The organism is Streptomyces sp. NPDC099050 (assembly GCF_044759865.1).
Lineage (GTDB): Bacteria > Actinomycetota > Actinomycetes > Streptomycetales > Streptomycetaceae > Streptomyces.
In genome coordinates, this window is the sequence record NZ_JBIWAE010000002.1 from 577,106 (window position 1) to 603,388 (window position 26,283).

At 71.4% G+C, this 26,283-nt stretch carries 25 protein-coding genes; 17 read left to right on the top strand and 8 right to left on the bottom strand.

What is annotated here, in order from left to right; translation table 11 throughout:
- Positions 1-92 precede the first annotated feature (92 nt).
- The 4 genes from ACIQV3_RS05630 to ACIQV3_RS05645 are packed head-to-tail and all read left to right on the top strand — an operon-like array spanning position 93 to position 4,292.
- Complete coding sequence (locus ACIQV3_RS05630; protein WP_403710037.1) at positions 93-890, top strand: acetoacetate decarboxylase family protein; 798 nt, start codon at positions 93-95, stop codon at positions 888-890.
- Positions 890-1,774 (top strand): SDR family NAD(P)-dependent oxidoreductase, encoded by an 885-nt coding sequence (locus tag ACIQV3_RS05635; protein ID WP_403710039.1) that lies wholly within the window; start codon positions 890-892, stop codon positions 1,772-1,774. Before ACIQV3_RS05630 ends, ACIQV3_RS05635 begins: the two co-directional genes overlap by 1 nt.
- 11 nt (positions 1,775-1,785) lie before the next feature.
- A complete protein-coding gene (locus tag ACIQV3_RS05640) occupies positions 1,786-3,072 on the top strand; it encodes an amidohydrolase family protein (protein WP_403710041.1) in 1,287 nt (428 codons plus the stop codon).
- Positions 3,069-4,292, top strand: a complete 1,224-nt coding sequence (locus ACIQV3_RS05645) for an amidohydrolase family protein (RefSeq protein ID WP_403710043.1) — start codon at positions 3,069-3,071, stop codon at positions 4,290-4,292. Before ACIQV3_RS05640 ends, ACIQV3_RS05645 begins: the two co-directional genes overlap by 4 nt.
- 67 nt (positions 4,293-4,359) lie before the next feature.
- Here the strand turns inward: ACIQV3_RS05645 and ACIQV3_RS05650 are convergent, their stop codons facing one another.
- Positions 4,360-7,512: an NACHT domain-containing protein gene (locus tag ACIQV3_RS05650; RefSeq protein ID WP_403710045.1), complete on the bottom strand. Its 3,153-nt coding sequence runs from the start codon at positions 7,510-7,512 to the stop codon at positions 4,360-4,362.
- 129 nt (positions 7,513-7,641) lie between these two features.
- On the opposite strand from ACIQV3_RS05650, the gene ACIQV3_RS05655 reads away from it, so the two are divergent.
- The 3 genes from ACIQV3_RS05655 to ACIQV3_RS05665 are packed head-to-tail and all read left to right on the top strand — an operon-like array spanning position 7,642 to position 10,337.
- Positions 7,642-8,535 carry a sterol desaturase family protein gene (locus ACIQV3_RS05655; RefSeq protein ID WP_403710047.1) on the top strand — a complete coding sequence of 298 codons (894 nt, stop codon included), beginning with the start codon at positions 7,642-7,644 and terminating at the stop codon, positions 8,533-8,535.
- A complete protein-coding gene (locus ACIQV3_RS05660) occupies positions 8,532-9,275 on the top strand; it encodes a lysoplasmalogenase (protein ID WP_403710049.1) in 744 nt (247 codons plus the stop codon). Before ACIQV3_RS05655 ends, ACIQV3_RS05660 begins: the two co-directional genes overlap by 4 nt.
- Positions 9,276-9,293: 18 nt before the next feature.
- Positions 9,294-10,337, top strand: coding sequence for a zinc-dependent alcohol dehydrogenase family protein (locus ACIQV3_RS05665; protein WP_403710051.1), 1,044 nt, complete (start codon positions 9,294-9,296; stop codon positions 10,335-10,337).
- Between the two features lie 89 nt (positions 10,338-10,426).
- On the opposite strand, the gene ACIQV3_RS05670 is transcribed toward ACIQV3_RS05665, so the two are convergent.
- Positions 10,427-11,971 carry a S8 family serine peptidase gene (locus tag ACIQV3_RS05670; protein WP_403710053.1) on the bottom strand — a complete coding sequence of 515 codons (1,545 nt, stop codon included), beginning with the start codon at positions 11,969-11,971 and terminating at the stop codon, positions 10,427-10,429.
- Between the two features lie 255 nt (positions 11,972-12,226).
- Between ACIQV3_RS05670 and ACIQV3_RS05675 the strand changes: the two genes are divergently transcribed.
- From ACIQV3_RS05675 to moaA, 3 genes are all read left to right on the top strand, one after another.
- Positions 12,227-12,592, top strand: a complete 366-nt coding sequence (locus tag ACIQV3_RS05675; protein WP_403710055.1) for a DUF485 domain-containing protein — start codon at positions 12,227-12,229, stop codon at positions 12,590-12,592.
- Positions 12,589-14,244, top strand: coding sequence for a cation acetate symporter (locus tag ACIQV3_RS05680; RefSeq protein ID WP_403710057.1), 1,656 nt, complete (start codon positions 12,589-12,591; stop codon positions 14,242-14,244). Before ACIQV3_RS05675 ends, ACIQV3_RS05680 begins: the two co-directional genes overlap by 4 nt.
- Before the next feature lie 196 nt (positions 14,245-14,440).
- Positions 14,441-15,430: a GTP 3',8-cyclase MoaA gene (moaA, locus tag ACIQV3_RS05685; protein ID WP_403710059.1), complete on the top strand. Its 990-nt coding sequence runs from the start codon at positions 14,441-14,443 to the stop codon at positions 15,428-15,430.
- Positions 15,431-15,488: 58 nt separating this feature from the next.
- Here moaA and ACIQV3_RS05690 read toward each other — a convergent pair whose 3' ends face one another.
- Positions 15,489-15,749 carry a hypothetical protein gene (locus ACIQV3_RS05690; RefSeq protein WP_403710061.1) on the bottom strand — a complete coding sequence of 87 codons (261 nt, stop codon included), beginning with the start codon at positions 15,747-15,749 and terminating at the stop codon, positions 15,489-15,491.
- Between the two features lie 136 nt (positions 15,750-15,885).
- Positions 15,886-16,164 carry a DUF3099 domain-containing protein gene (locus ACIQV3_RS05695; RefSeq protein WP_403710063.1) on the bottom strand — a complete coding sequence of 93 codons (279 nt, stop codon included), beginning with the start codon at positions 16,162-16,164 and terminating at the stop codon, positions 15,886-15,888.
- Positions 16,165-16,395: 231 nt separating this feature from the next.
- Between ACIQV3_RS05695 and ACIQV3_RS05700 the strand changes: the two genes are divergently transcribed.
- Entirely contained in the window at positions 16,396-16,674 is a 279-nt protein-coding gene (locus ACIQV3_RS05700) for a GlsB/YeaQ/YmgE family stress response membrane protein (RefSeq protein ID WP_403710065.1), read from the top strand.
- A gap of 157 nt (positions 16,675-16,831) precedes the next feature.
- Here the strand turns inward: ACIQV3_RS05700 and tyrS are convergent, their stop codons facing one another.
- The 3 genes from tyrS to ACIQV3_RS05715 form a co-directional block, all read right to left on the bottom strand.
- A complete protein-coding gene (tyrS, locus tag ACIQV3_RS05705; RefSeq protein ID WP_403710067.1) occupies positions 16,832-18,097 on the bottom strand; it encodes a tyrosine--tRNA ligase in 1,266 nt (421 codons plus the stop codon).
- A gap of 88 nt (positions 18,098-18,185) precedes the next feature.
- A complete protein-coding gene (locus tag ACIQV3_RS05710; protein ID WP_403710069.1) occupies positions 18,186-19,586 on the bottom strand; it encodes a metallopeptidase TldD-related protein in 1,401 nt (466 codons plus the stop codon).
- The gene (locus tag ACIQV3_RS05715; RefSeq protein ID WP_403710071.1) at positions 19,583-21,106 is read right to left on the bottom strand and encodes a TldD/PmbA family protein; all 1,524 of its coding nucleotides are present in this window, start codon (positions 21,104-21,106) and stop codon (positions 19,583-19,585) included. Before ACIQV3_RS05715 ends, ACIQV3_RS05710 begins: the two co-directional genes overlap by 4 nt.
- A 185-nt stretch (positions 21,107-21,291) precedes the next feature.
- On the opposite strand from ACIQV3_RS05715, the gene fabG reads away from it, so the two are divergent.
- The 3 genes from fabG (at position 21,292) to ACIQV3_RS05730 (ending at position 23,523) form a co-directional block, all read left to right on the top strand.
- Complete coding sequence (gene fabG / locus ACIQV3_RS05720) at positions 21,292-22,011, top strand: 3-oxoacyl-[acyl-carrier-protein] reductase (RefSeq protein ID WP_250742229.1); 720 nt, start codon at positions 21,292-21,294, stop codon at positions 22,009-22,011.
- 5 nt (positions 22,012-22,016) lie between these two features.
- Positions 22,017-22,790, top strand: a complete 774-nt coding sequence (gene fabI, locus ACIQV3_RS05725; protein WP_403710073.1) for an enoyl-ACP reductase FabI — start codon at positions 22,017-22,019, stop codon at positions 22,788-22,790.
- A 448-nt stretch (positions 22,791-23,238) separates the two neighbouring features.
- The gene (locus ACIQV3_RS05730; RefSeq protein ID WP_403710168.1) at positions 23,239-23,523 is read left to right on the top strand and encodes a hypothetical protein; all 285 of its coding nucleotides are present in this window, start codon (positions 23,239-23,241) and stop codon (positions 23,521-23,523) included.
- Here ACIQV3_RS05730 and ACIQV3_RS05735 read toward each other — a convergent pair.
- Positions 23,504-24,211: a FadR/GntR family transcriptional regulator gene (locus tag ACIQV3_RS05735; RefSeq protein WP_403710076.1), complete on the bottom strand. Its 708-nt coding sequence runs from the start codon at positions 24,209-24,211 to the stop codon at positions 23,504-23,506. The two genes, ACIQV3_RS05730 and ACIQV3_RS05735, sit on opposite strands and share 20 nt — an antisense overlap.
- A 143-nt stretch (positions 24,212-24,354) precedes the next feature.
- On the opposite strand from ACIQV3_RS05735, the gene ACIQV3_RS05740 reads away from it, so the two are divergent.
- The 3 genes from ACIQV3_RS05740 (at position 24,355) to ACIQV3_RS05750 (ending at position 26,203) form a co-directional block, all read left to right on the top strand.
- Positions 24,355-25,650 carry a CynX/NimT family MFS transporter gene (locus ACIQV3_RS05740; RefSeq protein WP_403710078.1) on the top strand — a complete coding sequence of 432 codons (1,296 nt, stop codon included), beginning with the start codon at positions 24,355-24,357 and terminating at the stop codon, positions 25,648-25,650.
- Between the two features lie 5 nt (positions 25,651-25,655).
- The gene (locus tag ACIQV3_RS05745) at positions 25,656-25,775 is read left to right on the top strand and encodes an SGM_5486 family transporter-associated protein (RefSeq protein WP_266958903.1); all 120 of its coding nucleotides are present in this window, start codon (positions 25,656-25,658) and stop codon (positions 25,773-25,775) included.
- A gap of 182 nt (positions 25,776-25,957) precedes the next feature.
- Positions 25,958-26,203 carry a hypothetical protein gene (locus ACIQV3_RS05750; RefSeq protein WP_403710080.1) on the top strand — a complete coding sequence of 82 codons (246 nt, stop codon included), beginning with the start codon at positions 25,958-25,960 and terminating at the stop codon, positions 26,201-26,203.
- Positions 26,204-26,283: the final 80 nt, after the last annotated feature.

Genomic DNA, 26,283 nt, shown 5'->3' on the forward strand with positions numbered 1-26,283 from the left:
TCGGCGGCGGTGTAACTGTGTTACAGAACCAGCTGCGTCAGAACCGACTGCCTCACAACCGACTGCGTCCCAGACGAAGGATGGTGCGAGAGATGGCACGCGTACGGTACGGAGCGCGCACCGAGGCCGAGATCGCCGCTTCGCGCGAGAAGAGTTCCAAGCTCCCCGACATCTGGTCCACCGGCGTGGTGGCCGTCTGGGAGACCGACCCGGACGTGGTGGCGGCGGTCCTCCCGCCGCCGCTGAAGCCCACGGAACGGCCCCTGGTGCGGGCCAACATCAGCAAGGTGGACCTGCCCGGCTACCCGCTCGGCGCCGGTTCCGTGGCCGTCGCCGCCCAGCACGACGGGGTCGAGGGCTGGTACCCGCTGGTCATGCCGATGAGCATGGAGCGCGCCCTGATCGGAGGCCGCGAGGTCTTCGGCGAGCCGAAGAAGCTCGGCGAGATCACCGTCGAGCGCGAGGGCCTGGTCGTCCGGGCCTCCCTCGCCCGGCACGGGATCGCCTTCGTGGAGGTGCGCGGGGCGGTGGACCGCGTGCTGCCGCTGCCCGAGCCCACCGTGAAGACCGACTTCTACTTCAAGTTCCTTCCCGCGGTGGATGGTTCCGGCTTCGACGCCGATCCGGTGCTGGTGCACTGCACCCGCAACGAGAAGGTCCGCAAACTGGAGCACATCACCGGCGACGTGGTGCTCCGCGAGTCGATGTTCGACCCCATCGCCGACCTCCCCGTACGCCGCCTCGTCGAGCTCACCATCGGCGAGAAGACCACCGACCAGCGGGGCAGGGTCGTCGAGCGGGTCAGCGCCCAGGCCCTGCTCCCGTACATCCACCAGCGCTACGACGACCCGATGCAGATCCTCGACGGACCGCCCGAGGGGAGCGTCTGATGCGACTCGAACCGGGACAGGTCGCCGTGGTCACCGGAGCCGCGAGCGGCATCGGCCTCGCCATGGCCCGCCGCTTCGCCGCCGAGGGGCTGAAGGTGGTCCTCGCCGACGTGGAGGAGGGCGCCCTGCGCAAGGCCGCCGACGAACTCGCCGCCGACGGCGCCGAGGTGCTCGCCAAGATCGTCGACGTCAGCGACCGGGACTCCGTGATCTCGCTGGCCGACGCGGCGTACGAGACCTTCGGCGCCGTGCACGTCCTCTGCAACAACGCGGGCGTCGGCTCCGGAGCCGAGGGACGCATGTGGGAGCACGAGCCCAACGACTGGAAGTGGGCCTTCTCCGTCAACGTCTGGGGCGTCTTCCACGGCATCCAGGCCTTCGTCCCCCGCATGATCGCGGCCGGCGGCCCCGGCCACATCGTCAACACCTCCTCCGGCGACGGCGGCATCGCCCCGCTGCCCACCGCCTCGGTCTACGCGGTCACCAAGGCGGCCGTGGTCACCATGACCGAGTCGCTCTACGCCCACCTCAAGGCGGAGGGCGCGGCCATCGGCGCCTCGGTGCTCTTCCCCGGACCGCACATGCTGCGCACCGGCCTGTGGGAGTCGCACCGCAACCGGCCCGACCGGTACGCCAAGGAACGCCCGCGCAAGTCCCCGTACCGCAGCCTCGACCAGTACGAGGCGGCCATGAAGAAGGCCGGCCACGAGGTGAACTTCACCCCGGTCGAGGACGTCGCGGACCACGTCGTGGACGGCATCCGCGCGGACCGCTTCTGGATGCTGCCCGACAGCGAGCACAGCGACCGGCAGATCCGCGCCCGGTCGCGGTCGATGCTCGACCGCGCCAACCCCGCCTACCTGGAAAGCTTCATCCTCGACTGAGGAGCCTCAACGTGAGTGCGTACGAAGACCCGTACCTGATCATCTCCTCCGACTGCCACGCGGGACTGCCCACCGAGCAGTACCGCCCCTATCTGGACAGCGCCTTCCACCCGCAGTTCGACGAGTTCCTCGGCCAGCGCGACGCCCGCCGCGCCGAGGCCACCAAGCTGGGCGTGCGCAACGAGGCCTTCGCCGAGAAGTGGTTCCACGACCACGAGGAAGGCCTCAAGGGCGGCTGGGACGTCACGCAGCGGCTGAAGGAACTCGACGGCGACGGCGTGGCCGCCGAAGTCGTCTTCCCCGACGCCGACGCCGTGGACAGCCAGACCGCCGCCCCCTTCGGAGTGGGCCTCGGCCTCTCCGGAGACCAGGACCCCGAACTCGGCATGGCCGGCGCCCAGGCGCACAACCGGTGGCTCGCCGAGTTCGTCTCGGAGCACCCCGAGAGGCACTGCGGGGTCGCCCTGCTGCCCATCACCGGCGAACCCGACAAGGTCGTCGCCGAGATCCACCGCGCCAAGGCATCCGGGCTGGGCGCCCTGATGATCCCGGCCATGTGGGTGGACAAGGCTCCGTACCACGACCGCCGTTACGACCCGGTGTGGGCGGCGGCGGCCGAGACCCGGATGCCGATCGTCACCCACTCCGGCTCCTCGCCGCGCCACGAGTACGGGGACCACCTGGGCATCTTCGTCTCCGAGGTCACCTGGTGGCCGGCCCGCCCGCTGTGGTTCCTGCTCTGGTCCGGGGTCTTCGAGCGGCACCCGGGGCTTAAGTTCGGCGTCGCCGAGTCGGGCTGCTGGTGGCTGCCCAACCAGCTCTGGTTCATGGACCGGCTCTACCTCGGCGCGCACGGCGGCAAGAAGCTCTCGCCCTTCGAGGAGCTGAAGCGGCCGCCGAGCGAGTACCTGGACCGGCAGGTGTTCATCTGCGCCACCAACACCAAGCGGCGCGAGCTGGCCCAGCGCTACGAGATCGGCGTGGACAACATCCTGTGGGGCTCGGACTTCCCGCACCCCGAGGGGACCTGGCCGAACACCCGGAACTGGCTGAAGAACACCTTCCACGACATCCCCGTCGAGGAGACCCGCCGGATGCTGGGCCTGGCCGCCGCCGAGGTCTTCGGCTTCGACACCGGCAAGCTGGCGCCGATCGCCCGCCGCATCGGCCCCACCCCCGCCGAGCTCGGCCAGAGCGCGGACCAGGCGGCCGTCGAAGCCTCCTGGTCGCGCTCGCGCGACGTGGGCCGGCACTGGCTGACCGACAACGACTTCCCGGTGCTGGGGGCGAACTCATGAGCTCCGAGGACCGCTACACGGTCATCTCCGCCGACTGCCACGCGGGCGCCGACCTGCTGGACTACAAGCCGTACCTGGAGAAGCGCCACCACGCGGAGTTCGACGCCTGGGCCGCGACCTACGTCAACCCGTACGAGGACCTCCTCGCGGACACCGCCGACCGCAACTGGAACTCCCAGCGGCGCCTGGCCGAGCTCGAAGCCGACGGGATCGTCGCGGAGGTGCTCTTCCCGAACACCATCCCGCCGTTCTTCCCCAAGGCCTCGCTGATGGCCCAGCCCCCGACGGCCGCCGAGTACGAGATGCGCTGGGCCGGGCTCCAGGCCCACAACCGGTGGCTGGCGGACTTCTGCGCGGACGCGCCGGGCCGCCGGGCGGGCGTGGCCCAGATCCTGCTGAACGACGTGGACGCGGCGGTCGAGGAGATCCGCCGCACCCGGAACGCGGGACTGACCGGCGGCATCCTGCTGCCCGGCGTCCCGCCCGGCTCCACCGTTCCCGAGCTCTACTCGGAGGTCTACGACCCGATCTGGGCCGTCTGCGACGAGCTGGACGTCCCGGTCAACCACCACGGCGGCTCCGCCTCGCCGCCCCTGGGCGACGAACCGGCGGCGCGGGCCGTCTTCATGGTGGAGACCACCTGGTTCTCCCACCGGGCCCTGTGGCACCTCATCTTCGGCGGGGCCTTCCGCCGCAACCCCGGGCTGAAACTGGTCCTGACGGAGCAGGGCTCCGGCTGGATCCCCGGCGTGATCGAGATGCTGGACTACTACCACGGCCGCCTGGTGGCGGCCTCGGCCACCGCCGAGGCCAAGTTCGGCGCCGGGCTGGCGGAGTCCATGGGCAAGGGGCCGAGCGAGGTCTGGCGGGAGAACTGCTTCGTGGGAGCCAGCTTCATGCGCCCCCACGAGGTCCCGCTGCGGGACCGGATCGGCCTCGACAAGATCATGTGGGGCAGCGACTACCCCCACGACGAGGGCACCACGCCCTACTCCCGCGAGGGCCTGCGCATCGCCTACGCGGGCCTGCCCCGCGAGGAGGTCGCCGCCATGGTCGGCGGCAACGCCGCCCGGGTGTACGGCTTCGACCTCGCCCTCCTCGACGCGGTGGCCGCCAAGCACGGCCCCCTCGTCTCGGAGGTGGCGCAGCCCCTGACGGAGGTCCCGGCGGCCGCCACCAGCCCGGCCTTCGCCCGAGGGGGCTCGGTCCGGGTCTGGTAGCACCCGCGCCCCGCGCCCCGCCCCGGGCCGGCCCGCGTCGCCGGCCCGGGGCGCCCGCCGGAGCGGCTCAGTCCCTGCGGACGAGCCGCTCCGGCGGGATCAGCTCCGCACCCCTCACGTGAGTGCCCCGGCGCAGCTCGATCACCAGCCGCTCCACGGGCGCGAGCGGAGACAGGTCCACGGTCCCCAGGCATTCGCTCAGCACGAGCCGGCGCAGCTCCGGGAACTCGCGCAGCGCCTCCAGCGACCCCTCCAGCGCGCATCGGATCAGCACGAGCCGGCCGAGGCGCTCGTACGGCAGGAGCGCCCCGGCCGATACGGGCGCCGCGTGCCGGATCTGCAGGGCGGTCAGTCCCCTGAGCGGCAGCGAGCGCACCAGCTGCCGGTACTGGCCGCTGCCGGCGACCGTCAGCTTCTCCACGCGCGGCCACCGCTCGATCCCGTCGAGCGTCATCCGGCGGGCCCCCTGCCACAGGTGCAGCGCGGTCAGCGAGTCCGCGGCGGGCACGTCCCCGATCCGCCGCTGCTCCGGCTCGAAACCGATGATCAGGGAGCGCAGGTCCGCCGCCCCCGCGAGGGGGGCCAGCGAGAGGTCGTCCCGGAGGTAGCCGAAGGCCAGGCTGTCCGCCCGCAGTTCGGTCACCACCTCGATCCCGGTGACCTGCGGGCAGTCCAGGACGCCCAGGTGCCGCAGCGTGGACTGCCCGGCCAGCGGGGACAGATCGGCCAGCCCCGGATTGCGGTGCAGGGTCAGCGACTCCAGGTCCCGCCGCCCCGCGATCTCCGGCGGCACGGGGCCGTCCCAGGTGACGTGCAGCCGGCGGACGTGCCGGAGCCGGTCCAGGGCCCGCAGCTGTCCGGGCGTCCGTACGTGCAGGTGGGCCGTGGTCATGGGGGCGTCCGCGAGCACCGTGTCCGCGTACGCCTCCACGGGGAACCGCCCCCAGGCGTCGGAGAGTTCGCGTGCCGTCTCATAGCGGTCGTCCCTCCGGAAGCCCGCGATCACCCGGAGCGCCCGGTCGCCGCCGACGAGCGCCGCCGTACGGATCGTCGCGGCCGCCTCGGCCTCGACGAGCCCGGCCGGCTCCGGCAGCAGCTCCAGCACCAGTTCCCCCGCCTTGGCCAGTTCCTCGGCCTGGCCCGGGGAGCGCGGGGGCAACAGGAGCGCCGTCCGGGCCGTCACCTCGCGCCGGACCTCCGGATCCAGCTCCGGCGCGTGTTCCAGACAGGCGGCCGCGAGCAGCACCAGCCGGCTGCGGTAGGGCTCCGACCGGTCGGCTCGCTCCAGCAACTGGCGCAGCAGGTAGGCGCGTTCGTCGGGACGGGCGTGTCCCACGGCCATCCGGACCACGTTGTCCCAGGTGTACTCGTGGGCGTTGCGCACCAGGACGCCGAAGTCCCGTGCCTCCACGGCCGCCTTGGCGCCGAGGTAGTCCTGGAAGGTCTGGTGGACGAACAGGACCGAGCCCGGGACCGGCTCGCGGAGCAGCCCGCTGCGGATCAGCAGGTGCCGGAACACCGTCCGCGCCCCGCCCTGCGCCTTGACCTGGGGCATGGAGTCGAGCGATTCGGCGATCATCCCGATCGCCTCCTCGGCGGAGGCCTCCACCTGCCCGTTGCGGATCAGCCAGTACGCGAGGCGCTGGAGCAGCAGGGTCTGCTCGTCCCGGCTGAGGTAGACCCCCTCGACCCCGGAGATGTCCCGTTCGCTGTCGCGGCGGATCAGCAGCATGTCCAGAGCCGTGTCGTAGAGCTCCTTGCGGGCCCGGGGCAGATGCATCCGGCGGTCCCGGTTCAGCGCGCACAGCAGGGCGCACATGAGCGGGTTCGTCGCCATCCTGCCCAGGTCCCGGCGCGATCCCACGGCCTCCAGGAGCGCCGCCTCGTACCGGTCGAGCAGTTCCCGCTCCGGCCCCCCGTCTTCGCCGTCCGCCTCGCCCCGGGCGGAGGCGTGCCAGTGCGTGATGAAGGCGCCGACGTCGTCGCGGTCCATCGGCAGCAGGGCGAGCGAGGTGAAACCGTGGGCGGTCAGCCAGTCCTCGGGTACGGCCGAGTGCCGGGTGGTGACGACGAAGCGGGCCGTCGGGTACGCGGTGAGCAGGTCCCGCAGCCAGGACTCGGTCCTGTCGCGCAGCCGCGGCGGCACCTCGTCCACGCCGTCGATCAGCACCAGCGCCCGCCCGGAGGTCAGGAGCCCGGTGATCCAGCCTTCCGGGGGCAGCAGCGGGACGCCCGTCGCGCCGAGCCAGTCCTGCGGCCGGGGCAGTCCGGCGGGGGAGTTGAAGGAGCGCAGCGGCAGGACGAAGGGGACCAGGCCGTTCCAGTCCGGCAGCTGGGCCGTGAAGCTGCTGCGGGCCGCGTTGAGGGCCAGCCATTTCACGAGGGTGCTCTTGCCCGAGCCGGCCGGGCCGCGCAGCAGCACCCGCTCCGTCGAGTTCAGCGCCACCTCGGCCTTCACGGAGCTCCGCAGGCCGGGTTCTTCGAGGAACTCCCCGCCGCTGACCGCGAGACTGATGTAGGCACGGTCCAGCGACCAGTCCTGGCGGGCCTGGCTGAGCGTCAGCCCGTACAGCTGGACCCGCCCCTGGGCCCCGGCGACGTACTGGGCGTACCGCTCCTCGAAGGCGGAGAAGCCCTCGGCGCTCTCGGCGCTCTCGGCGGCCCCGGCGGGGTGGCCGGCCTCGGCGGGCCGAGCTGCCGCGGCGGCCCCGGCGGCCTCCCCCTCCGGCGAGCCGGCGTCCGCCTCGTCGAAGGCGGCCGCCTCCGCCTCCGCCTCCGCCTCCGCCTCCGCTGCGGCCCGGGGGCCGTCGCCCGGCGGGGAGGAGCCCCGGTCCGCGGCCGCCCGGCCGTCGAGGCACAGGACGAACAGTTCCCGGTAGGCGGCCCGCGCCGCGGGGCCCAGCTCCCCGGGCGGCGGGGGCACGGGCACGGCCGAGGGGCCGGCGGCGGCCAGGAGGAGGATCCCGGTCTCCTTCGGGCTGAGCGCGGCGAACGCCACGCGGACCGCGTCCACCGCGTTCTCCCGGTCGGCTCCGTCCAGTCCCGCGCTCGCTTCCGTCAGCAGGCCGACCAGCCTGTGCGCGCGGCGCAGCCGTTCGCGGACGTCCTCCCGCACCGGCCTGAACCGGGGCGCCCCCGGCGGCCGGGCCCGCATCACCGTCCGCGCCACCTCGTCCGCCGCCGCTAAGGCGATCTCCTCGAAACCCGCTCCGTGCGCCATCTCCCACGCCCTCCCCTTGGCCCGGACACCCTCACCCGGAAGCATCTCGTGAACCGTCGGTAACACCGATGGATACCGATCGGTAACAACCCCTAGCCGAGCCCCCGAACCCGCCTCTATGGTGCGGACATGCCGAACCTGCCCGATGTCGTGCTGTGGTCCATACCCGCCTTCGTCCTGCTCACCGTCATAGAGCTGGTGAGCTACCGCATCCATCCCGACGAGGACGCCGCCGGGTACGAGACCAAGGACGCCGTCACCAGCCTCGGCATGGGGATCGGCAGCCTCGGCTTCGACTTCCTCTGGAAGATCCCGATCGTCGCGATCTACACCGCGGTCTACGAGCTCACCCCGCTGCGCGTCCCCGTCCTGTGGTGGACCATCCCGCTGATGCTGCTCGCCCAGGACTTCCTCTACTACTGGCAGCACCGCGGCCACCACGTCATCCGGATCCTGTGGGCCTGCCACGTCGTCCACCACAGCAGCCGCAAGTTCAACCTCACCACCGCCTTGCGCCAGCCCTGGACCAGCGCCACCTCCTGGCCGTTCTACCTCCCGATGATCGCGCTGGGCGTGCACCCGGCGGCCATCGCGTTCTGCTACTCGGTCAACCTCGTCTACCAGTTCTGGATCCACACCGAGCGCATCGACAAGCTGCCCCGGCCGATCGAGTTCGTCTTCAACTCCCCCTCCCACCACCGAGTCCACCACGCCTCCCAAGGCGGCTACCTGGACCGGAACTTCGGCGGCATCCTGATCGTCTGGGACCGGATGTTCGGCTCCTGGGTCGGTGAGACCGACAAGCCCGTCTTCGGCCTCACCAAGAACATCGGCACCTACAACCCGCTGCGCGTCGCCACCCACGAGTACGCCTCCATCGCCCGGGACGTACGCGGGGCCACCACCTGGCGCGAGCGCGCCGGACGCGTGTTCCGCGGCCCCGGCTGGCAGCCCGCGCAGGCCTCGCAGACCGCCCCGGCCGAGACGGCCGCGCCCGCGCCCGCCCCGGAGCACGCCGCGTGAGCGCCGCCGGATCCACCGAACGCGCGCGGTCCCGTACGCCGTCCTGGGCGCGCCCCGCCTTCCCCCCGGGCTCCGGCTCCGCCGGCCGGGTGCTGCTCGCCGCCTTCGCCGTCGCCACCGCCCTGGACCTCGGATCCCTGCTGGCGGGCTGGCACACCGGGCACCTGATCGCCAAGCCGCTGCTGATGCCGCTGCTCGTCGCCTACGTCGTCACCCGCCGCGCCCCCCGGCTGCTCGTCGCGGCCCTGCTGTTCGGCTGGGGCGGGGACCTGGCCCTGCTCTTCGACGCCGACATCGCCTTCCTGATCGGCATGGGCTCCTTCGCCGCCGGGCACGTCTGCTACCTCATGCTTTTCAGAGGGCGCAGCCTGTTCGGCCGCCGCCGTACGGGCCCCCTGCTCGGGGCCGCGTACGCCGCCGCGCTGCTGTCCACCGTCACGCTGCTCTGGGGCGACCTGCCCGCGGAGCTGCGGATCCCGGTCGCCGGGTACAGCCTGCTGCTCACCGCCATGGCCTACCGCTCCAGCGCCCTGGGAGCGCGGGCCGGGCTCGGCGGGGCGCTGTTCCTGATCTCCGACACGCTCATCGCCACCGGGGTCGCCGAGTGGCCGCAGCTGCCCCGCCCGGACTTCTGGGTCATGGCCACGTACGTGGCGGCCCAGTACCTGCTGGCCACGGGAGCGCTGGCCCCGGAGCGGGCGTACGGTAGGGAGGCCCTACAGGGCTCCACCGTTTCCTAGCCGGAGGACTGCACCACCATGCGCGCCACCGTCATCCACGCCCCGCACGACATCCGCGTGGAGGAGGTGCCCGACGCTGCGATCCAGCGCCCCGAGGACGCCGTCGTCCGCGTCCTGCGGGCCTGCATCTGCGGCAGCGACCTCTGGGCCTACCGCGGCGAAGCCAAGCGGCAGCCGGGCCAGCGGATCGGCCACGAGTTCCTGGGCGTCGTCGAGGAGACCGGCTCCGCCGTCTCCGGCCTGCGCGCCGGAGACCTCGTCGTCGCCCCCTTCATGTGGTCCGACGGCACCTGCGCCTACTGCGCCGAGGGCCTCTACACCTCCTGCGAGCACGGCGGCTTCTGGGGCTCGGTCGGCCACGACGGCGGCCAGGGCGAGGCCGTCCGCGTCCCGCACGCCGACGGCACGCTGGTGAAGCTGCCCGCCGACGCCGTCTCCGACGACCACCTGCTGACCGCGCTGCTCGCGCTGTCCGACGTCATGGGCACCGGCCACCACGCCGCCCTCGGCGCGGGGGTCCGGAAGGGCTCCACGGTCGCCGTGGTCGGCGACGGCGCGGTCGGCCTGTGCGGGGTCCTTGCGGCCAAGCGGCTGGGCGCCGACCGGATCATCGCACTGGGCCGGCACGCCGTCCGTACGGACATCGCCAAGCTCTTCGGGGCCACCGACGTGGTCGCCGAGCGCGGCGAGGCGGCCGAGGCGGCCGTGCGCGAGCTGACCGGCGGCCAGGGCGCGCACTCCGTCATCGAGGCCGTCGGCACCGAGATGTCCATGCGCACCGCCGTGAACATCGCCCGCGACGGCGGGGCCATCGGCTACGTCGGCGTCCCGCACGGCAGCGGCACCGGCCTCGACCTCGGTGTCATGTTCGACCGCAACCTCACCCTGCGGGGCGGGGTCGCGCCGGTCCGCGCGTACATCCCCGAACTGCTCGCGGACGTGCTCAGCGGTGCGATCGACCCGTCGCCCGTCTTCGACCGCGCCGTCACCCTGGACGAGGTCCCGGAGGGCTACCGGGCGATGGACGACCGCAGCGCGCTGAAGGTCATGATCAAGCCCTGATGGCAGGACCGTAGGACCGCAGGAACGCAGCAACGCGAGGAAGGGCCGGGCGGGATGTTCCCCGCCCGGCCCTTCCCCAATTCAGCGGATTACTTGACGGCCTTCAGCGCGTCGACCACGCCGTAGCCGTAGTAGCCCGTCTGGCCCCAGCCGCTTTCGCAGGTGGTGGCGTCGATCAGGGTGCCCGCGGCGTTGAAGATCTGCGACGGGCAGGCCGTCTTGGTGGCCTGGCCCTTGAGCATCGCCTGGATGATCGCGGGCGAGGCGTACGGGTGGGCGCTCTTGAGGAGCGCCGCGACGCCGGCGACGTGCGGGGCGGCCATCGAGGTGCCCTGCTTGTAGCCGTAGCCGCCGCCCAGGACCGTCGACAGCACGCGGCCGTTGGCGTCCGGGGTGGCCGGGATCTGCCACTTGTCGCCACCGGGGGCGGCGACGTCGACGACTCCGAGGCCGTAGCTGGAGTAGTACGAGCGCAGGCCCTTGTCACCGGTCGCCGACACCGTGACCACGCCCGGGAGCTGGGTGGGCAGGTCGAAGCAGACGCTCGGGTCGATGGTGCGCGGCACCGGGGTGGTGTCGTTCGGGCTGGTGTCGTCGGCGATCGAGTCGCCGGCCAGGTCGTGGTTGGAGTTTCCGGCCGAGGCCACGTGCAGCGTGCCCTTGCGCTCGGAGTACTTGGTGGCGCGGCCGATGGCCTCCACCAGCGCCTTCTGGTCCTCGTCGGCCTTGCAGTTGTAGAGCCAGGGGTCGACGTAGTAGCTGTTGTTGGTCACCTCGATCCCCTTCTCGGCGGCGAACATGAAGCCGCAGACGACCGCCTCGGTGTAGAAGAGGCTGGTGCCGGGCTCGCTCACCTTGATGCCGGCGACCTTGACGCCCGGCGCGACACCGCTGATGCCGAGGCCGTTGCGCGGGGCCGCGATGGTGCCGGCCACGTGCGTGCCGTGGTCGCTGCCGTCCGCGTACGGACGCCAGGCGCCCTCGCTGGTGTCCGCGACGCCGCCGACACAGTTGGCCGACTGCTCCTTGGAGAAGTTCGGCGCGATGTCGGGGTGAGTGTCGTCGACACCCGTGTCGATGACGCCCACAGTGACGTCCTGGCTGCCATCGTTGATCTTGTGAGCCTGATCGGCCTTGATCGTCCGCAGGTCCCACTGGTTGGACTCCAGCGGCTCCTGGCCCTCCTGGGCCGACGCTGCCGCCTTGGCGGCGTCCGCCGCGCTCAGCTGCTGCGTCGCGCCCTCTTCGGTGGTCTGCACCGCCGAGAGGGGGGCCGTGCGGGTGGCGCCGACCGAGTCGAACAGACCGCGGTTGGCGCGCAGCTGCTTGGCGAAGTCGGGGTTCTGGGAGTGCGCGACGACGACACCTATCTGCTCATAGGCCGTCACCACCGTTCCACCGGCCCGCTCGATGGCCTTCTTCGCCGCCGTCACCGTGGCATAGGTCTTCAAGTTCGCCACGTACGACAGCTTCGGGCCGGTCGTCCCGGCCGTAGAGGTCGCAGCCGCGTCCGCCGTGATGCTCAGCGGTGCGGCTGAAGCCGCGACCGAGGGCAGGAAGGCGAGCGAGGCGGTGAGCGCCAGGCCGACCGGTACGGCGAGAGCACGCCGGCGGCCGGATCCCAGATGAGCCATGGGTTCTCCAGATCATCTTTGAAAAGCCGTCCGGTCGCGGTCGCGCCGGACGGGTTCATGACAGGCGAACTTAGCGTTTCCGTTCCCCTCTGCGCCATTAGTTCGAGGAATCAGTTCCCAAAGAAACAAACAGGTGTTGAACCACCCCGACGCGCCGGACGTGCCGTTGACAGGGGGATCGGCACCACCGTCCCCCCCACGGAGGTTGTTTTGTCCGTCATCCCCACCGCCCCCGCGTCACAAGGAGAGTCCCCCGTGACAGCCGAAACAGCGCCGCCCCCGGGCAGCACGGGAACGCCGCCGGCGAGTCCCGGGCCCGAAGAGTTCGCACGCGTCCAGCAGAGTGCGGAGTTCGCCGAACTGCGCCGCGCCCACCGCTCGTTCGCCTTCCCGCTGACCGTGGCGTTCATCGCCTGGTACCTGCTCTACGTCCTGCTCTCCAGCTACGCGGGCGGCTTCATGGGGACGAAGCTCTTCGGCAACATCAACGTCGCCCTCGTCCTGGGCCTCGGCCAGTTCGCGACGACCTTCCTCATCGCCTGGCTGTACTCGCGCCACGCGGCGACCCAGCTCGACCCCAAGGCCTCGGCCATCAAGGCAAGGATGGAGGCCGGCGAATGAGCGCCCCGCTGTACGTGGCTCTCGCCGGGTCGGCCACGGCGGGTACGACCACCGCCGCGGGCGCCTCCGAGCACCGTCCGCTGATCATCGCCCTGTTCGGGGCGTTCGTCGTCGCCACCCTGGCCATCACCATCTGGGCCGGACGCCAGACCAAGGACGCCGCAGACTTCTACGCGGGCGGCCGCCAGTTCACCGGATTCCAGAACGGCCTGGCCATCTCCGGCGACTACATGTCCGCCGCGTCCTTCCTCGGCATCGCCGGAGCCATCGCGCTCTTCGGCTACGACGGCTTCCTCTACTCGATCGGCTTCCTCGTCGCCTGGCTGGTGGCCCTGCTCCTGGTCGCCGAGCCGCTGCGCAACTCCGGCCGCTACACGATGGGCGACGTGCTCGCGTACCGGATGCGCCAGCGCCCCGTACGCACCGCCGCCGGCACCTCCACCATCGTGGTCTCGATCTTCTACCTGCTCGCCCAGATGGCCGGCGCCGGCGTGCTCGTCTCGCTGCTCCTCGGCATCACCAGCGACTTCGGCAAGGTCGTGATCGTCTCGCTGGTCGGTATCCTGATGATCCTCTACGTCACCATCGGCGGGATGAAGGGCACCACCTGGGTCCAGATGATCAAGGCCGTGCTGCTGATCGCGGGCACCCTGCTGATCACCTTCCTGGTCCTGTGGAAGTTCAACTTCAACATCTCCGACCTGCTGGGCAAGGCCGCCGACAACAGCGGCCAGGGCGTGAAGTTCCTGGAGCCGGGCCTGAAGTACGGCAAGGACTCGCTCTCGAAGCTGGACTTCCTCTCGCTGGGCCTCGCCCTGGTCCTGGGCACCGCCGGCCTGCCGCACATCCTGATCCGCTTCTACACGGTCCCCACGGCCAAGGCCGCCCGTAAGTCCGTGAACTGGGCCATCGGCATCATCGGCGCCTTCTACCTGATGACGATCGTCCTCGGCTTCGGCGCCGCGGCCCTGCTCAACCGGGCCGACATCATCGCCTCCAACAAGGCCGGCACCACCGCGGCCCCGCTGCTCGCCCAGGAGATCGGCGGCGGCGCGGGCTCCACCGGCGGAGCCGTCCTGCTCGCCGTGATCTCGGCGGTGGCCTTCGCCACGATCCTCGCGGTCGTCGCGGGCCTGACCCTGGCCTCCTCCTCGTCCTTCGCGCACGACCTCTACGTCAACGTGATCCGCAAGGGCAAGGCCACCGAGAAGGAAGAGGTACGGGCGGCCCGCTGGTCCACCGTGGTCATCGGAGCCGTGGCCATCGGCCTCGGCGCCCTGGCCCGCGACCTCAACGTGGCCGGCCTCGTCGCCCTCGCCTTCGCGGTCGCCGCCTCCGCCAACCTGCCGACCATCCTCTACAGCCTCTTCTGGAAGCGCTTCACCACCCAGGGCGCCCTGTGGTCGATCTACGGCGGCTTGATCTCATCGGTCGTCCTGGTGCTCTTCTCGCCGGTCGTCTCCGGCAAGCCCACCTCGATGTTCAAGGGCGCCGACTTCTACTGGTTCCCCCTGGAGAACCCCGGCATCATCTCCATCCCGCTCGGCTTCCTGCTCGGCTGGCTGGGAACGGTCCTGTCCAAGGAGAAGGCCGACCCGCAGAAGTTCGCCGAGCTTGAAGTCCGCTCCCTCACCGGAACCGGCGCGCACTGACACCCTGCGCCTCAGCGAATCAGTACGAACACCCAGCGTGGCCGTGTCGTATTTCCCTACGACACGGCCACGCCCCGTCTCGTTCATTCGGGCACCCCTACATGTCACGGGTGTCGCGTAGGCTCTTTGATAGCGCTCGTACTCTCATCCATCACGGCGCAAACCTCTACAAACCGGACAGGGGAGGGGGCTTACAGTGCTTCTCGACACCTACGGCCGCGTAGCCACTGACCTGCGCGTCTCACTCACCGACCGGTGCAATCTGCGCTGTACGTACTGCATGCCCGAGGAGGGTCTGCAGTGGCTCGGCAAATCGGATCTGCTCAGTGACGACGAGATCGTCCGGCTGATCCGCATCGCGGTCACCCAGCTCGGGATCAAGGAAGTCCGCTTCACCGGCGGAGAACCGCTGCTCCGCCCCGGCCTCGTCGGGATCGTCGAGCAGTGTGCGGCCCTGGAGCCCCGCCCCAAGATGTCGCTGACCACCAACGGCATCGGCCTCAAGCGCACCGCGCAGGCACTCAAGGCCGCCGGCCTGGACCGGGTGAACGTTTCCCTGGACACCCTGCGGCCCGAGGTCTTCAAGACCCTGACCCGGCGCGACCGCCACAAGGACGTCATCGAGGGCATGGCCGCCGCCCGCGACGCCGGCCTCACCCCCGTCAAGGTCAACGCCGTGCTGATGCCCGGACTCAACGACGACGAGGCCCCCGACCTGCTGGCCTGGGCCGTCGAGAACGAGTACGAGCTCCGCTTTATCGAGCAGATGCCGCTCGACGCCCAGCACGGCTGGAAGCGCGACGGCATGATCACCGCCGGTGACATCCTGGAATCCCTGCGCACCCGCTTCACCCTCACCGAGGAGGGCTCCGAGGAGCGCGGCTCCGCCCCGGCCGAGCGCTGGGTCGTCGACGGCGGCCCGGCCACCGTCGGCGTCATCGCCTCGGTCACCCGCCCCTTCTGCGGAGCCTGCGACCGTACGCGCCTCACGGCCGACGGCCAGATCCGTACGTGCCTCTTCGCCACCGAGGAGTCCGACCTGCGCGCCGCCCTGCGCTCGGGCGCCCCGGACGAGGAGATCGCCCGCCTGTGGAAGGTGGCGATGTGGGGCAAGAAGGCCGGCTCCGGTCTCGACGACCCGGCCTTCCTGCAGCCCGACCGCCCGATGTCGGCGATCGGCGGCTGATCCCCGCACCGCCGTGACCGGCGGTGCGGTTCCGAGCGACCCCGAGGGCTCGCGGTGGCTACGGCCGCTGCGAGCCCTCGGGCGCTTCCCACTCGTCGAGCTTCACCACGTCCTTGAGGAAACCGCGGACCCCCAGGAACTGGGACAGGTGCTCGCGGTGCTCCTCGCACGCCAGCCAGGTCTTGCGGCGCTCGGGGGTGTGCAGCTTCGGGTTGTTCCACGCCAGGACCCAGACGGCCGCCCCGCGGCAGGCCTTGGCGGAACAGGTGGGCGCGTCGGCGGCGGAGGCGTCGTTCAGAAGTGCGTCAAGGGGAGTCACGGCTCAACCCTAAGACGGAATGGCGACGCCGAGCAGCCACGGGGGGAGCTGCCCGGCGTCGGTCCGTCGCTCCGACGGGGGATGCGGAGCGCGTAGGCAGTATGTCACGCAGGACCCGGTGCGGTGCACTGGAACTTCATGATTGATCTGAGCTTTTCTTGAGGTTTCCGTCACCCAGCTCGGGGCGCACCGGGGCCGGAACGAAGTGGGACGGCAGGGAGGGCGTCGATTCGCGCCCCGCGTTGGCGATGACCACCGCGATGTACGGCAGCAGCGCTCCCGCGACGAGCGTCACGATGGCCACGGGCCGCTGGACGTTCCACAACACGATCGTCGCGATGACCGACAGGGTCCGGATCAGCATCGAGATCACGTACCGGCGCTGGCGTCCCCGCACGTCCTCGGCGAGGCTCATCCTCGCCCCCGTGATCCGGAAGACCTCGGACCCGTTCCGCTTCGTCCGCTCCACAACCCACCACCCGATCGACCGCCGGGCGCTCCCGGCCCGGACGTCTCCACGGTACGCCGCCCGCGCGGAGCCGGGCAGAGGGGGTGTCCCCCGAATGGCACCGCCCGAAATGCGCGGTAGGCCGGACGGGTCGAGACTGGGCCCACATGCGCACAACGCGCCAGGAGGAGGCTCGACATGGGTTGGTTGTGGGCGATCATCGTCGGCTTTGTACTGGGACTGATAGCCCGGGCGATCCTGCCGGGCAAGCAGCACCAGCCCCTTTGGCTGACCACGATCTTCGGCATCATCGGCGCCGTCCTCGGCAACGCCGTGGCCACGTGGATCGGCGTCAACGAAACGCGCGGCATCGACTGGATCCGGCACTTGCTGCAGCTTGCCGGAGCCGTCGTGATCGTCGGTCTCGGTGACCTGATCTACAGCTCGCTCCGCGGCAACAAGAGGCAGATGACCTGAGGGCTCCGGCTCCGCGGCGCGGCGGAGCACGACGGAGCACGACGCGGGGGCCGGCCCGGACGATCTGTCCGGGCCGGCCCCCGCGTCATGCTCCGTCGTCGGCGCCCGGCCGGTGACCTCAGCCGATGACCTCAGCCGGTGACCCCAGTCGGTGCCCTCAGCCGGTGACCTCGACCGCCGCCAGGTTCTTCTTGCCGCGGCGCAGCACCAGCCAGCGTCCGTGCAGCAGGTCCTCCTTGGCGGGGACCGCGTCCTCGGAGGCGACCTTCACGTTGTTCACGTAGGCGCCGCCCTCCTTGACGGTCCGGCGCGCGGCCGACTTGCTCGCCACGAGTCCGGTCTCCGCCAGCAGGTCGATGACCAGGCCCGGCTCCGAAACCTTCGCGTGCGGCAGCTCGGACAGGGCCGCGGCCAGCGTGGCCTCGTCCAGGTCCGCCAGCTCGCCCTGGCCGAACAGCGCCTTGGACGCCGCGATCACGGCGGCGCACTGGTCGGCGCCGTGCACCAGCGTGGTCAGCTCCTCCGCCAGCGCCCGCTGGGCGGCACGCGCCTGCGGCCGCTCGGCGGTCTGCGCCTCCAGCGCCTCCAGCTCTTCCGGGGTCTGGAAGGACAGGATGCGCATGTAGGTGGAGACGTCACGGTCGTCCACGTTCAGCCAGAACTGGTAGAACGCGTACGGGGTGGTCATCTCCGGGTCCAGCCAGACGGCGCCGCTCTCGGACTTGCCGAACTTGGTGCCGTCCGCCTTGACCATCAGCGGGGTCGCGATGGCGTGGACGTGCGCGTCCGGCTCCACCCGGTGGATCAGGTCGAGACCGGCCGTCAGGTTGCCCCACTGGTCGGACCCGCCCTGCTGGAGCACGCAGCCGTGCCGGCGGTACAGCTCCAGGAAGTCCATGCCCTGGAGCAGCTGGTAGCTGAACTCCGTGTAGCTGATGCCCTGGTCGGACTCCAGCCGCTTGGCGACCGAGTCCTTCGTCAGCATCTTGTTCACGCGGAAGTGCTTGCCGATGTCCCGGAGGAACTCGATGGCGGACAGGCCCGCCGTCCAGTCCAGGTTGTTGACCATGAGCGCCGCGTTCTCGCCCTCGAAGGACAGGAACGGCTCGATCTGGGTGCGCAGGCGCGTCACCCAGTTCGCGACGGTCTCCGGGTCGTTCAGGGTGCGCTCGGCGGTCGGGCGCGGGTCGCCGATCTGCCCGGTGGCCCCGCCGACCAGCGCCAGCGGACGGTGGCCCGCCTGCTGGAGCCGACGCACGGTGAGGACCTGCACCAGGTGACCCACGTGCAGCGAGGCCGCCGTCGGGTCGAAGCCGCAATAGAACGTGACGGGACCGTCCGCGAAGGCCTTGCGCAGCGCTTCTTCATCGGTGGACTGGGCGAAGAGCCCGCGCCACTTCAGTTCGTCGACGATGTCCGTCACGGTTCTGGGTCTCCTTGAACGAGATACAAGCTGAGGGTTTCCCCGCCAGTCTAGGCGGGGAAGGCCCGCACCTCTCACGCTTTGTTGATCAGACGCCCTTGCTGACCGAGCTCATGTTGAAGTCCGGAATGCGCAGCGCCGGCATCGCGGTCCTGGTGAACCAGTCGTTCCATTCGCGCGGCAGCGTCTTCTCGGTCCGGCCGGCCTCCGAGGCCCTCGACAGCAGGTCCACCGGCGACTCGTTGAACCGGAAGTTGTTGACCTCGCCGACAACCTGGCCGTTCTCCACCAGGTAGACGCCGTCCCGGGTCAGCCCGGTGAGCAGCAGCGTCGCCGGATCCACCTCGCGGATGTACCAGAGGCAGGTCAGCAGCAGCCCGCGCTCGGTAGCGGCGACCATCTCTTCCAGCGACTTCTCCCCGCCGGCGTCCAGGATCAGGTTCCCGAACGAGGGGGAGACCGGCAGCCCGGTCAGTTCCGCCGTGTGCCGGGTCGTGGTCAGCCGGGCCAGCTCGCCGTCCTTGATCCACTCGGTCGCCGGGACCGGCAGGCCGTTGTCGAAGACGGAGGCGTCGTCCCCGGAGCTGTGCGCGATCACGAACGGCGCGGACTCCAGACCCGGCGCGTTCGGATCGCTGCGCAGGTTCAGCGGCAGCGGGGAGAGCCGCTCGCCGAGCCGGGTGCCGCCGCCGGGCTTGGAGAAGACCGTCCGGCCCTCCACCGCGTCCCGGGCCGCCGCCGACCACATCTGGTAGATCACCAGGTCGGCCACCGCCGTGGGGGGCAGCAGCGTCTCGTACCGCCCGGCCGGCAGGTCGATCTTCCGCTCCGCCCAGCCCAGCCGGACGGCCAGCTCCGCGTCCAGCGCGGTCGGGTCCACGTCCTTGAAGTCCCGCGTCGCACGGCCGGCCCAGGCCGAGCGCTGGCGGTCCGGGGACTTCGCGTTGAGTTCCAGGGTGCCGTTGGGCTGGTCGTGGCGCAGGCGCAGCCCCGTGGAGGTGCCCACGTAGGTGGAGACCAGCTCGTGGTTGGCGAACCCGTACAGCTCGCGGCCGCCCGCGCGGGCCCGGGCGAAGGCCTCGCCGAGGGCCGGGGCGAAGTCCGCGAACACCGCCGAGGAGGTCTCGGCCGGGGCGTCGGCGAAGTCCGGCGAGGACGGGGTGCCGGTGACCAGCGGCCGGGCGTCCTCCGCCGGTCCGGCGCCGCGGGCGGCCGCCTCGGCGGCCCGGACCAGCGGCTCCAGCTCCGCGGCCGTGACGGCGGAGCGCGAGACGACCCCCGAGGCCGTGCCCTCCTTGCCGTCGACGGTCGCGATGACCGTGAGGGTCCGGCCGCGGGTGACCCCGTTGGTGGTCAGGGCGTTGCCCGCCCAGCGCAGGTTCGCGCTCGACTCCTCGTCGGCGATGACGACGCAGCCGTCCGCGGTGGACAGCTCCAGCGCGCGCTCGACGATCTCGTGGGGCTTGGTGGTACGAATCGACGAGCTCATCGCCCGGCCTCCTGCGTGGTGTTCAGGATGTTCACGTCGCGGAACAGCGCGGACGGGCAGCCGTGCGAGACGGCCGCGACCTGGCCCGGCTGGGCCTTGCCGCAGTTGAAGGCGCCGCCCAGGACGTAGGTCTGCGGACCGCCGACCTTCTCCATCGAGCCCCAGAACTCCGTGGTCGTGGCCTGGTACGCGACGTCGCGCAGCTGTCCGGCGAGCTTCCCGTTCTCGATGCGGAAGAAGCGCTGCCCGGTGAACTGGAAGTTGTAGCGCTGCATGTCGATGGACCAGGAGCGGTCGCCGACCACGTAGATCCCGCGTTCCACCCCGCCGATCAGGTCCTCGGTGGAGAGCCCGCCCGGATCCGGCTGGAGCGAGACGTTCGCCATGCGCTGGACGGGCACGTGCCCGGGGGAGTCGGCGTAGGCGCAGCCGTTGGAGCGGCCGAGGCCGGTCAGCTTCGCGATCCGCCGGTCCGTCTGATAGCCGGCCAGGGTGCCGTCCTTGACCAGGTCCCAGCTCTGCGCCTCGACGCCCTCGTCGTCGTACCCGATGGTCGCCAGCCCGTGCTCGGCGGTCCGGTCGCCCGTCACGTTCATGATCGGGGAGCCGTACGCCAGCTTGCCCAGCTGGTCGAAGGTGGCGAAGGAGGTCCCGGCGTACGCGGCCTCGTAGCCCAGCGCCCGGTCCAGCTCGGTGGCGTGGCCGATGGACTCGTGGATGGTGAGCCACAGGTTCGAGGGGTCCACGACCAGGTCGTAGCGCCCGGCCTCGACGCTCGGCGCCCGCATCTTCTCGGCGAGCAGCCCGGGGATCGCCTCCAGCTCGGAGTTCCAGTCCCAGCCGGTGCCCGTCAGGTACTCCCAGCCGCGCCCGGCCGGCGGGGCGATGGTGCGCATCGAGTCGAACTCGCCCGTGGTGGCGTTCACGGCGACGGCGGTGAGCTGCGGGTGGATGCGGACCCGCTGCTGGGTGGTGGAGGTGCCCGCGGTGTCGGCGTAGAACTTGTTCTCGTGGACCGCGAGCAGCGAGGCGTCCACGTGGGCCACCCCGTCCGCCGCCAGGAGCCGCGCGCTGAAGTCGGCGAGCAGCGCGGCCTTCTCCGTGTCCGGCACCTCGAAGGGGTTCACGTCGTAGGCGGAGATCCAGGTCTTGTCGGCGTGCACCGGCTCGTCGGCGAGCTCGACCCGCTCGTCGGAGCCGGCCGCCTTGATCACCTGGGCGGAGAGCTTCGCCATGGCCACGGCCTGCGAGGCCACCTTGGCGGCGGCGTCCATGGTCAGGTCCACGCCGGAGGCGAACCCCCAGCTGCCCCCGTGCACCACGCGGACCGCGTAGCCGAGGTCCGTGGTGTCGGAACCGCCGGAGGGCTTGGCGTCACGCAGCCGCCAGGAGGCGCTGCGGATGCGTTCCAGACGGAAATCGGCGTGATCGGCGCCCAGCGCGCGAGCCCGAGCGAGCGCCGCGTCGGCGAGCGCCCGCAAGGGCAGCGCGGTGAAGGCCGCGTCGATGGAATGGGGCACGGAGGTCCTCCCGGGGGTTGGGGCAGCTGGCACGATCATGTCGCGCCGTGGCTCGCGGTGCACACATCTTTCTGTAGGGACTCGACAGAGCGCGTACCGAGGCCCTGTCGGAGCCGGATTCTCCGGAAGGGGTACTTGACCTATAGGTTTTTGGTATTCAGACCGCTAGTCGAAAGGGTGATCCGTTGAGCCGCTCGGTTCTCGTCACCGGAGGTAACCGGGGCATCGGCCTCGCCATCGCCCGAGCCTTCGCGGAAGCGGGGGACAAGGTCGCGATCACGTACCGGTCGGGCGAGCCCCCCGCGGAGCTCACGGCCCTGGGCGTGCTGGCGGTCCGCTGCGACATCACGGACTCCGACCAGGTCGACCAGGCCTACAAGCAGGTCGAGGACGCGCACGGCGCGGTCGAGGTCCTGGTGGCGAATGCCGGCATCACCAAGGACACGCTGCTGATGCGCATGTCCGAGGACGATTTCGCCTCGGTCGTCGACACCAACCTCACCGGCACGTTCCGGGTGGTCAAGCGCGCGAACCGCGGCATGCTCCGTGCCAAGAAGGGCCGCGTCGTCCTGATCTCCTCGGTCGTCGGCCTCCTCGGCTCGGCCGGCCAGGCCAACTACGCCGCCTCCAAGGCGGCGCTGGTCGGCTTCGCCCGTTCCCTCGCCCGCGAGCTGGGCTCCCGCAACATCACCTTCAACGTCGTCGCGCCCGGCTTCGTGGACACCGACATGACGAAGGTGCTCACCGACGAGCAGCGGGCCGGCATCGTCGGCCAGGTGCCCCTGGGCCGCTACGCGCAGCCCGAGGAGATCGCGGCCGCGGTCAGCTTCCTGGCGTCCGACAACGCCGCGTACATCACTGGTGCCGTCATTCCCGTTGACGGCGGATTGGGCATGGGTCACTGATCACCATGAGCGGAATTCTCGACGGCAAGCGCCTCCTCGTCTCCGGGGTGCTGATGGAGTCCTCCATCGCCTTCCACGTCGCCAAGCTGGCTCAGGAGCAGGGCGCCGAGGTCATCCTCACCGCGTTCCCGCGGCCGACGCTGACCGAGCGCATCGCCCGCAAGCTGCCCAAGCCCGTCAAGGTGATCGAGCTCGACGTCACCAACGCCGAGCACCTGGCCCGCGTCGAGGAGCTCGTCCGTGCGGAGCTCGGCGGCCTCGACGGCGTCGTCCACTCCATCGGCTTCGCGCCGCAGGACGCGCTCGGCGGCAACTTCCTGAACACCCCGTTCGAGTCGGTCGCCACCGCCATGCACGTCTCGGCGTTCTCGCTGAAGTCGCTGACCATGGCCTGCAAGCCGCTCTTCCCGGAGAACGAGGGCGCCTCGGTCGTCGGACTCACCTTCGACGCGCAGTACGCGTGGCCGCAGTACGACTGGATGGGCCCGGCCAAGGCCGCGCTGGAGGCCACCAGCCGCTACCTCGCCCGTGACCTGGGCAAGGAGAAGATCCGCTGCAACCTGATCTCGGCGGGTCCGCTCGGCTCCATGGCCGCGAAGTCCATCCCGGGCTTCTCCGACCTGGCGGACGTCTGGAACCACCGCTCCCCGATGGAGTGGGACATGTCGAACCCGGAGCCGGCCGCCAAGGGCGTCGTCGCCCTGCTGTCGGACTGGTTCCCCAGCACCACCGGCGAGATCATCCACGTCGACGGCGGCCTGCACGCCATGGGTGCCTGACCTTCCCGGTCCATCCGGCTGCCGGCTCCGCCTGATCCGGGACCCGTGCCATCCGTACGGCGGCGGTCGCGTCCTCCCTTCCGGGAGGCGCGGCCGCCGCCGTTTCGGTGGGCGGGGTGGGGACCGTACGGGGTGACTCGATCAGATGTCCGCCCCCGGGCCGGATCTTCCCAAGTCGAAAATCGGGACATTTCCCTGCAAACTGGGCCCGTCGGGATCTTCCCGGCTCCTGCGGGGAGGGGGTACCGGAGTGCGCGCGAGGCGGAGCCGAGCGGTATCCCTGCTGGTCACCTCGGTGGTCCTGACCGGATTCCTGCTCCCGGGAGCCGTCGCGCAGGACGAGGGGCCGGTCCCGGTCCCCGGGAACGACCTCCGGGCCCCGGCGCCCGGTTCGGACGTCCAGGCCCCGGCGCCCGGTACGGACGTCCAGGCCCCGGCCGTGGTCGATCTGTCCCAGATCCCCGCCGAACCGCCCGTGCAGCCCGCGAAGCCCGCCAAGGAGCTCTTCGGGGCCGACTGCGACACCGAGATCGACGGCTCCCAGGTGGTGGCGTTCTGCCACAACGGCTACCCCCAGACCGACCTGGTCCGCCTGCACGTGGAGTGCGACCGCTGGTGGGACGTGGACGGGGACGGCGCCGCCGTGGCCGTCGGACCGGCCGGCCGCGTGGAGCTCTCCGGCCGCTGCTGGAAGGAAGTCCGCTCCGCCTGGGTCAGCCACCAGCGGCAGTGACCCCCGCGGGCCGCCGCCCCTCCTCGGCCAGGCAGACGAACGGGTAGCCGGCCGCCTCTGAGGCCGCGGCGTCCCCGTCGCCGCGCCGGATCGCCTCGATCAGCCGCTCGTGGTCCAGGTGCGAGGCGGGATCGAGCTCCGTCCCCACGTCGGTGCGCAGCCAGTCGGCCACCAGGTCGCCGAGGTCCGCGTACAGCTCGATCAGCACCTCGTTGTGCGAGGCCGCCACCACCGCCATGTGCAGGGCCACGTCCGCCGCGATGAACGGCTCCGCGTCCCCGCCCCGCCACGCCTCCTCGCGCCGCGCCAGCAGCGCGTCCAGCTGTACGAGGTCCCGCGCGGTCCGCCGCTCCGCCGCGAGCCGGGCCGCCGAGGACTCCAGCGTCGAGCGCACCTCCGCGATGTGCCGGGGGTCGGCGCCGGAGAACCGCCGGTGCATGACCCCGGCCAGCTCGCTGGTGGCGATGACGTACGTCCCCGAGCCCTGGCGGATGTCGAGGAGGCCGTTGTGCGCGAGGGCCCGTACGGCCTCCCGGACGGTGTTGCGGGCGACGCCCATCAGCTCCACGAGCTCCGGCTCGGTGGGGATGCGGGAGCCCACGGGCCATTCGCCGGAGGTGATCTGGTTCCTGAGCTGGGCGATCACCTGGTCGACGAGAGCGGATCGCCGGGGCGAGGTCAGCGGCATGCGGTCGGGGTTCCTCTCGGGGCGGGCGTGACGGGATGACGGGGGTGACGGGGGTGACGGCAGTGACGGGGGTGACGGGGGTGATGGGCACGATACGGCTGCGGGGTGGACAGCCAATCATCCCATGATTCTATGATGTCGGAATGTCCGACGATGAAATCCAGACCCTGAACCGGCCCCAGGCCGCCCGCACGGCGACTCCGCAACCCCTTCCCGCCCCCGCCGCCACCCCGCAGCCGGCGTGGCTCGGACCCGTGCTCCTCGTCGGCATCGTGCTGGCCGCCCTCAACCTGCGGCCCGCCATCACCAGCCTCGGTGCCCTGTTCGAGGAGACCCGCGAGGGCCTCGGCATGAGCGGGACCGTCGCCGGACTCATCACCTCCGTACCCGCCCTCTGCTTCGCCGTCTTCGGCGTCACCGCGCCCCGGCTCTCCCGCCGCTTCGGCGCCGCCGCCGTCGTCTGCGCCGGCATGGCCGCCGTCGCCGCGGGCCTGCTGATCCGGCCCCTCGCGACCAACGCCGCCGGATTCCTCGCGGCCAGCGCCCTGACCCTGGCGGGCATAGCCCTGACCAACGTGCTGCTGCCGGTCATCGTCAAGCGCTGGTTCCCCGACCGGGTCGGCACCATGACGGGGCTCTACTCCATGGCCCTGGCCGCCGGCACCTCGCTCGCCGCCGCGGCGACCGTTCCGATGACCCGGGCCCTCGGCGGCAGCTGGCGGACCGGCCTGCTGGTCTGGGCCTTCCTCGCCGTGGCCGCCGTCCTGCCCTGGCTGGCCATCGCCGCGGCCGCCCGCAAGGAGAAGACCGCGGCCGCGGGCGTACCGGCCGCCCGCCACGACGCCGGACCCGGCGTCGTGCGCAGCCGCACCGCGTGGGCCCTCGCCTGCTACTTCGGACTCCAGGCCACGGGCGCGTACATCACCATGGGCTGGCTCCCGCAGATCTTCCGCGACGCGGGGGTCTCCGCCTCCACCGCGGGCATCCTGCTCGCGGTCACCATGGTCATGGGCGTCCCGCTGGCCTTCATCATCCCCGGCCTGGCGGGCCGGATGAAGAACCAGGGGCCCATCGCGGTCGTCCTCGGCCTCTTCGGCCTCGCCGGCTACCTCGGGCTCTACCTCGCCCCCGCCGCCGGGGCCTGGGCCTGGGTCCTGATGCTCGGCGTCTCCAACTGCGCCTTCCCGCTCGTCATCACGATGATCGGGCTGCGTGCCAAGTCCCCGGCGGGCGTGGTCAAGCTCTCCGCCTTCGCCCAGAGCACCGGATACCTCATCTCCATCCCCGGACCGCTCGTCGTCGGCGTCCTCTACCAGCACAGCGGCGGCTGGGACCTGCCCCTGGCCCTGATGGCCGGGCTGCTCGTCCCGCAGATCGTGCTCGGCGTGCTCGCGGGCCGGGACCGCACGATCGAGGACGAATGCGGCATGCGAGACTGATCGGCATGTCGCCCGTACTTGAACCGAACCCCCAGAACGGCCACCGCAAGCTCGGCCTCGTGCTGGGCGCGATGCTCCTGGTGACCGTGATCATCGCCGTCCTCGCGACCCTCGCCTCCCCGTAGGACCGCCATGGGAATGCCGTAGGGGTGCCGTAGAGGTGCCGTGGGGGTGGGGTTAACCCCCCAACCCCTAGGGGGTCAGGCTCAGGGACATCTGGGGTGCGTCCCGGATGGGAACCGCCTGCTCGAATCCTTAGATTCGAAGAGCAAGAGCGAGCCCGTCCGACGCACCCACGGAGGCGGCCATGTCGGCCCCCACGCACCTGGCACCCACAGGCCCGGCCCCCGCGCACCCGGCCCCCCGCCACCGGTCCGCTCCCCGCGTCGCCGGGGCCGGGGCCCGGCTGCCCTGGTGGGCGCTCGCCCTGCCCGCCCTCGGCTTCGGCCTGCTGCTCATACTCCTCGCCGGATCCGGCCAGGCCCACGCGGCCTCCGGCGACGGCTCCGCGCTCGTCCAGGTCACCGAACGGCTGCTGAGCGCCGTCGGCTGACGAGGCGCCAGCCACGGGGAGCCCGTCCGCGCGACCGCGCGCCGGGGTGCGCCCCACACCCGCCACACCTGCGGGGGGAC

Coding starts and splice junctions, on each gene's coding strand:
- ACIQV3_RS05630 (WP_403710037.1), top strand. CDS start 93: ATGGCACGCGTACGGTACGGAGCGCGCACCGAGGCCGAGATCGCCGCT.
- ACIQV3_RS05635 (WP_403710039.1), top strand. CDS start 890: ATGCGACTCGAACCGGGACAGGTCGCCGTGGTCACCGGAGCCGCGAGC.
- ACIQV3_RS05645 (WP_403710043.1), top strand. CDS start 3,069: ATGAGCTCCGAGGACCGCTACACGGTCATCTCCGCCGACTGCCACGCG.
- ACIQV3_RS05650 (WP_403710045.1), bottom strand. CDS start 7,512: ATGGCGCACGGAGCGGGTTTCGAGGAGATCGCCTTAGCGGCGGCGGAC.
- ACIQV3_RS05655 (WP_403710047.1), top strand. CDS start 7,642: ATGCCGAACCTGCCCGATGTCGTGCTGTGGTCCATACCCGCCTTCGTC.
- ACIQV3_RS05665 (WP_403710051.1), top strand. CDS start 9,294: ATGCGCGCCACCGTCATCCACGCCCCGCACGACATCCGCGTGGAGGAG.
- ACIQV3_RS05670 (WP_403710053.1), bottom strand. CDS start 11,971: ATGGCTCATCTGGGATCCGGCCGCCGGCGTGCTCTCGCCGTACCGGTC.
- ACIQV3_RS05680 (WP_403710057.1), top strand. CDS start 12,589: ATGAGCGCCCCGCTGTACGTGGCTCTCGCCGGGTCGGCCACGGCGGGT.
- ACIQV3_RS05695 (WP_403710063.1), bottom strand. CDS start 16,164: ATGAGCCTCGCCGAGGACGTGCGGGGACGCCAGCGCCGGTACGTGATC.
- ACIQV3_RS05700 (WP_403710065.1), top strand. CDS start 16,396: ATGGGTTGGTTGTGGGCGATCATCGTCGGCTTTGTACTGGGACTGATA.
- ACIQV3_RS05710 (WP_403710069.1), bottom strand. CDS start 19,586: ATGAGCTCGTCGATTCGTACCACCAAGCCCCACGAGATCGTCGAGCGC.
- fabI (WP_403710073.1), top strand. CDS start 22,017: ATGAGCGGAATTCTCGACGGCAAGCGCCTCCTCGTCTCCGGGGTGCTG.
- ACIQV3_RS05735 (WP_403710076.1), bottom strand. CDS start 24,211: ATGCCGCTGACCTCGCCCCGGCGATCCGCTCTCGTCGACCAGGTGATC.
- ACIQV3_RS05740 (WP_403710078.1), top strand. CDS start 24,355: ATGTCCGACGATGAAATCCAGACCCTGAACCGGCCCCAGGCCGCCCGC.
- ACIQV3_RS05745 (WP_266958903.1), top strand. CDS start 25,656: ATGTCGCCCGTACTTGAACCGAACCCCCAGAACGGCCACCGCAAGCTC.
- ACIQV3_RS05750 (WP_403710080.1), top strand. CDS start 25,958: ATGTCGGCCCCCACGCACCTGGCACCCACAGGCCCGGCCCCCGCGCAC.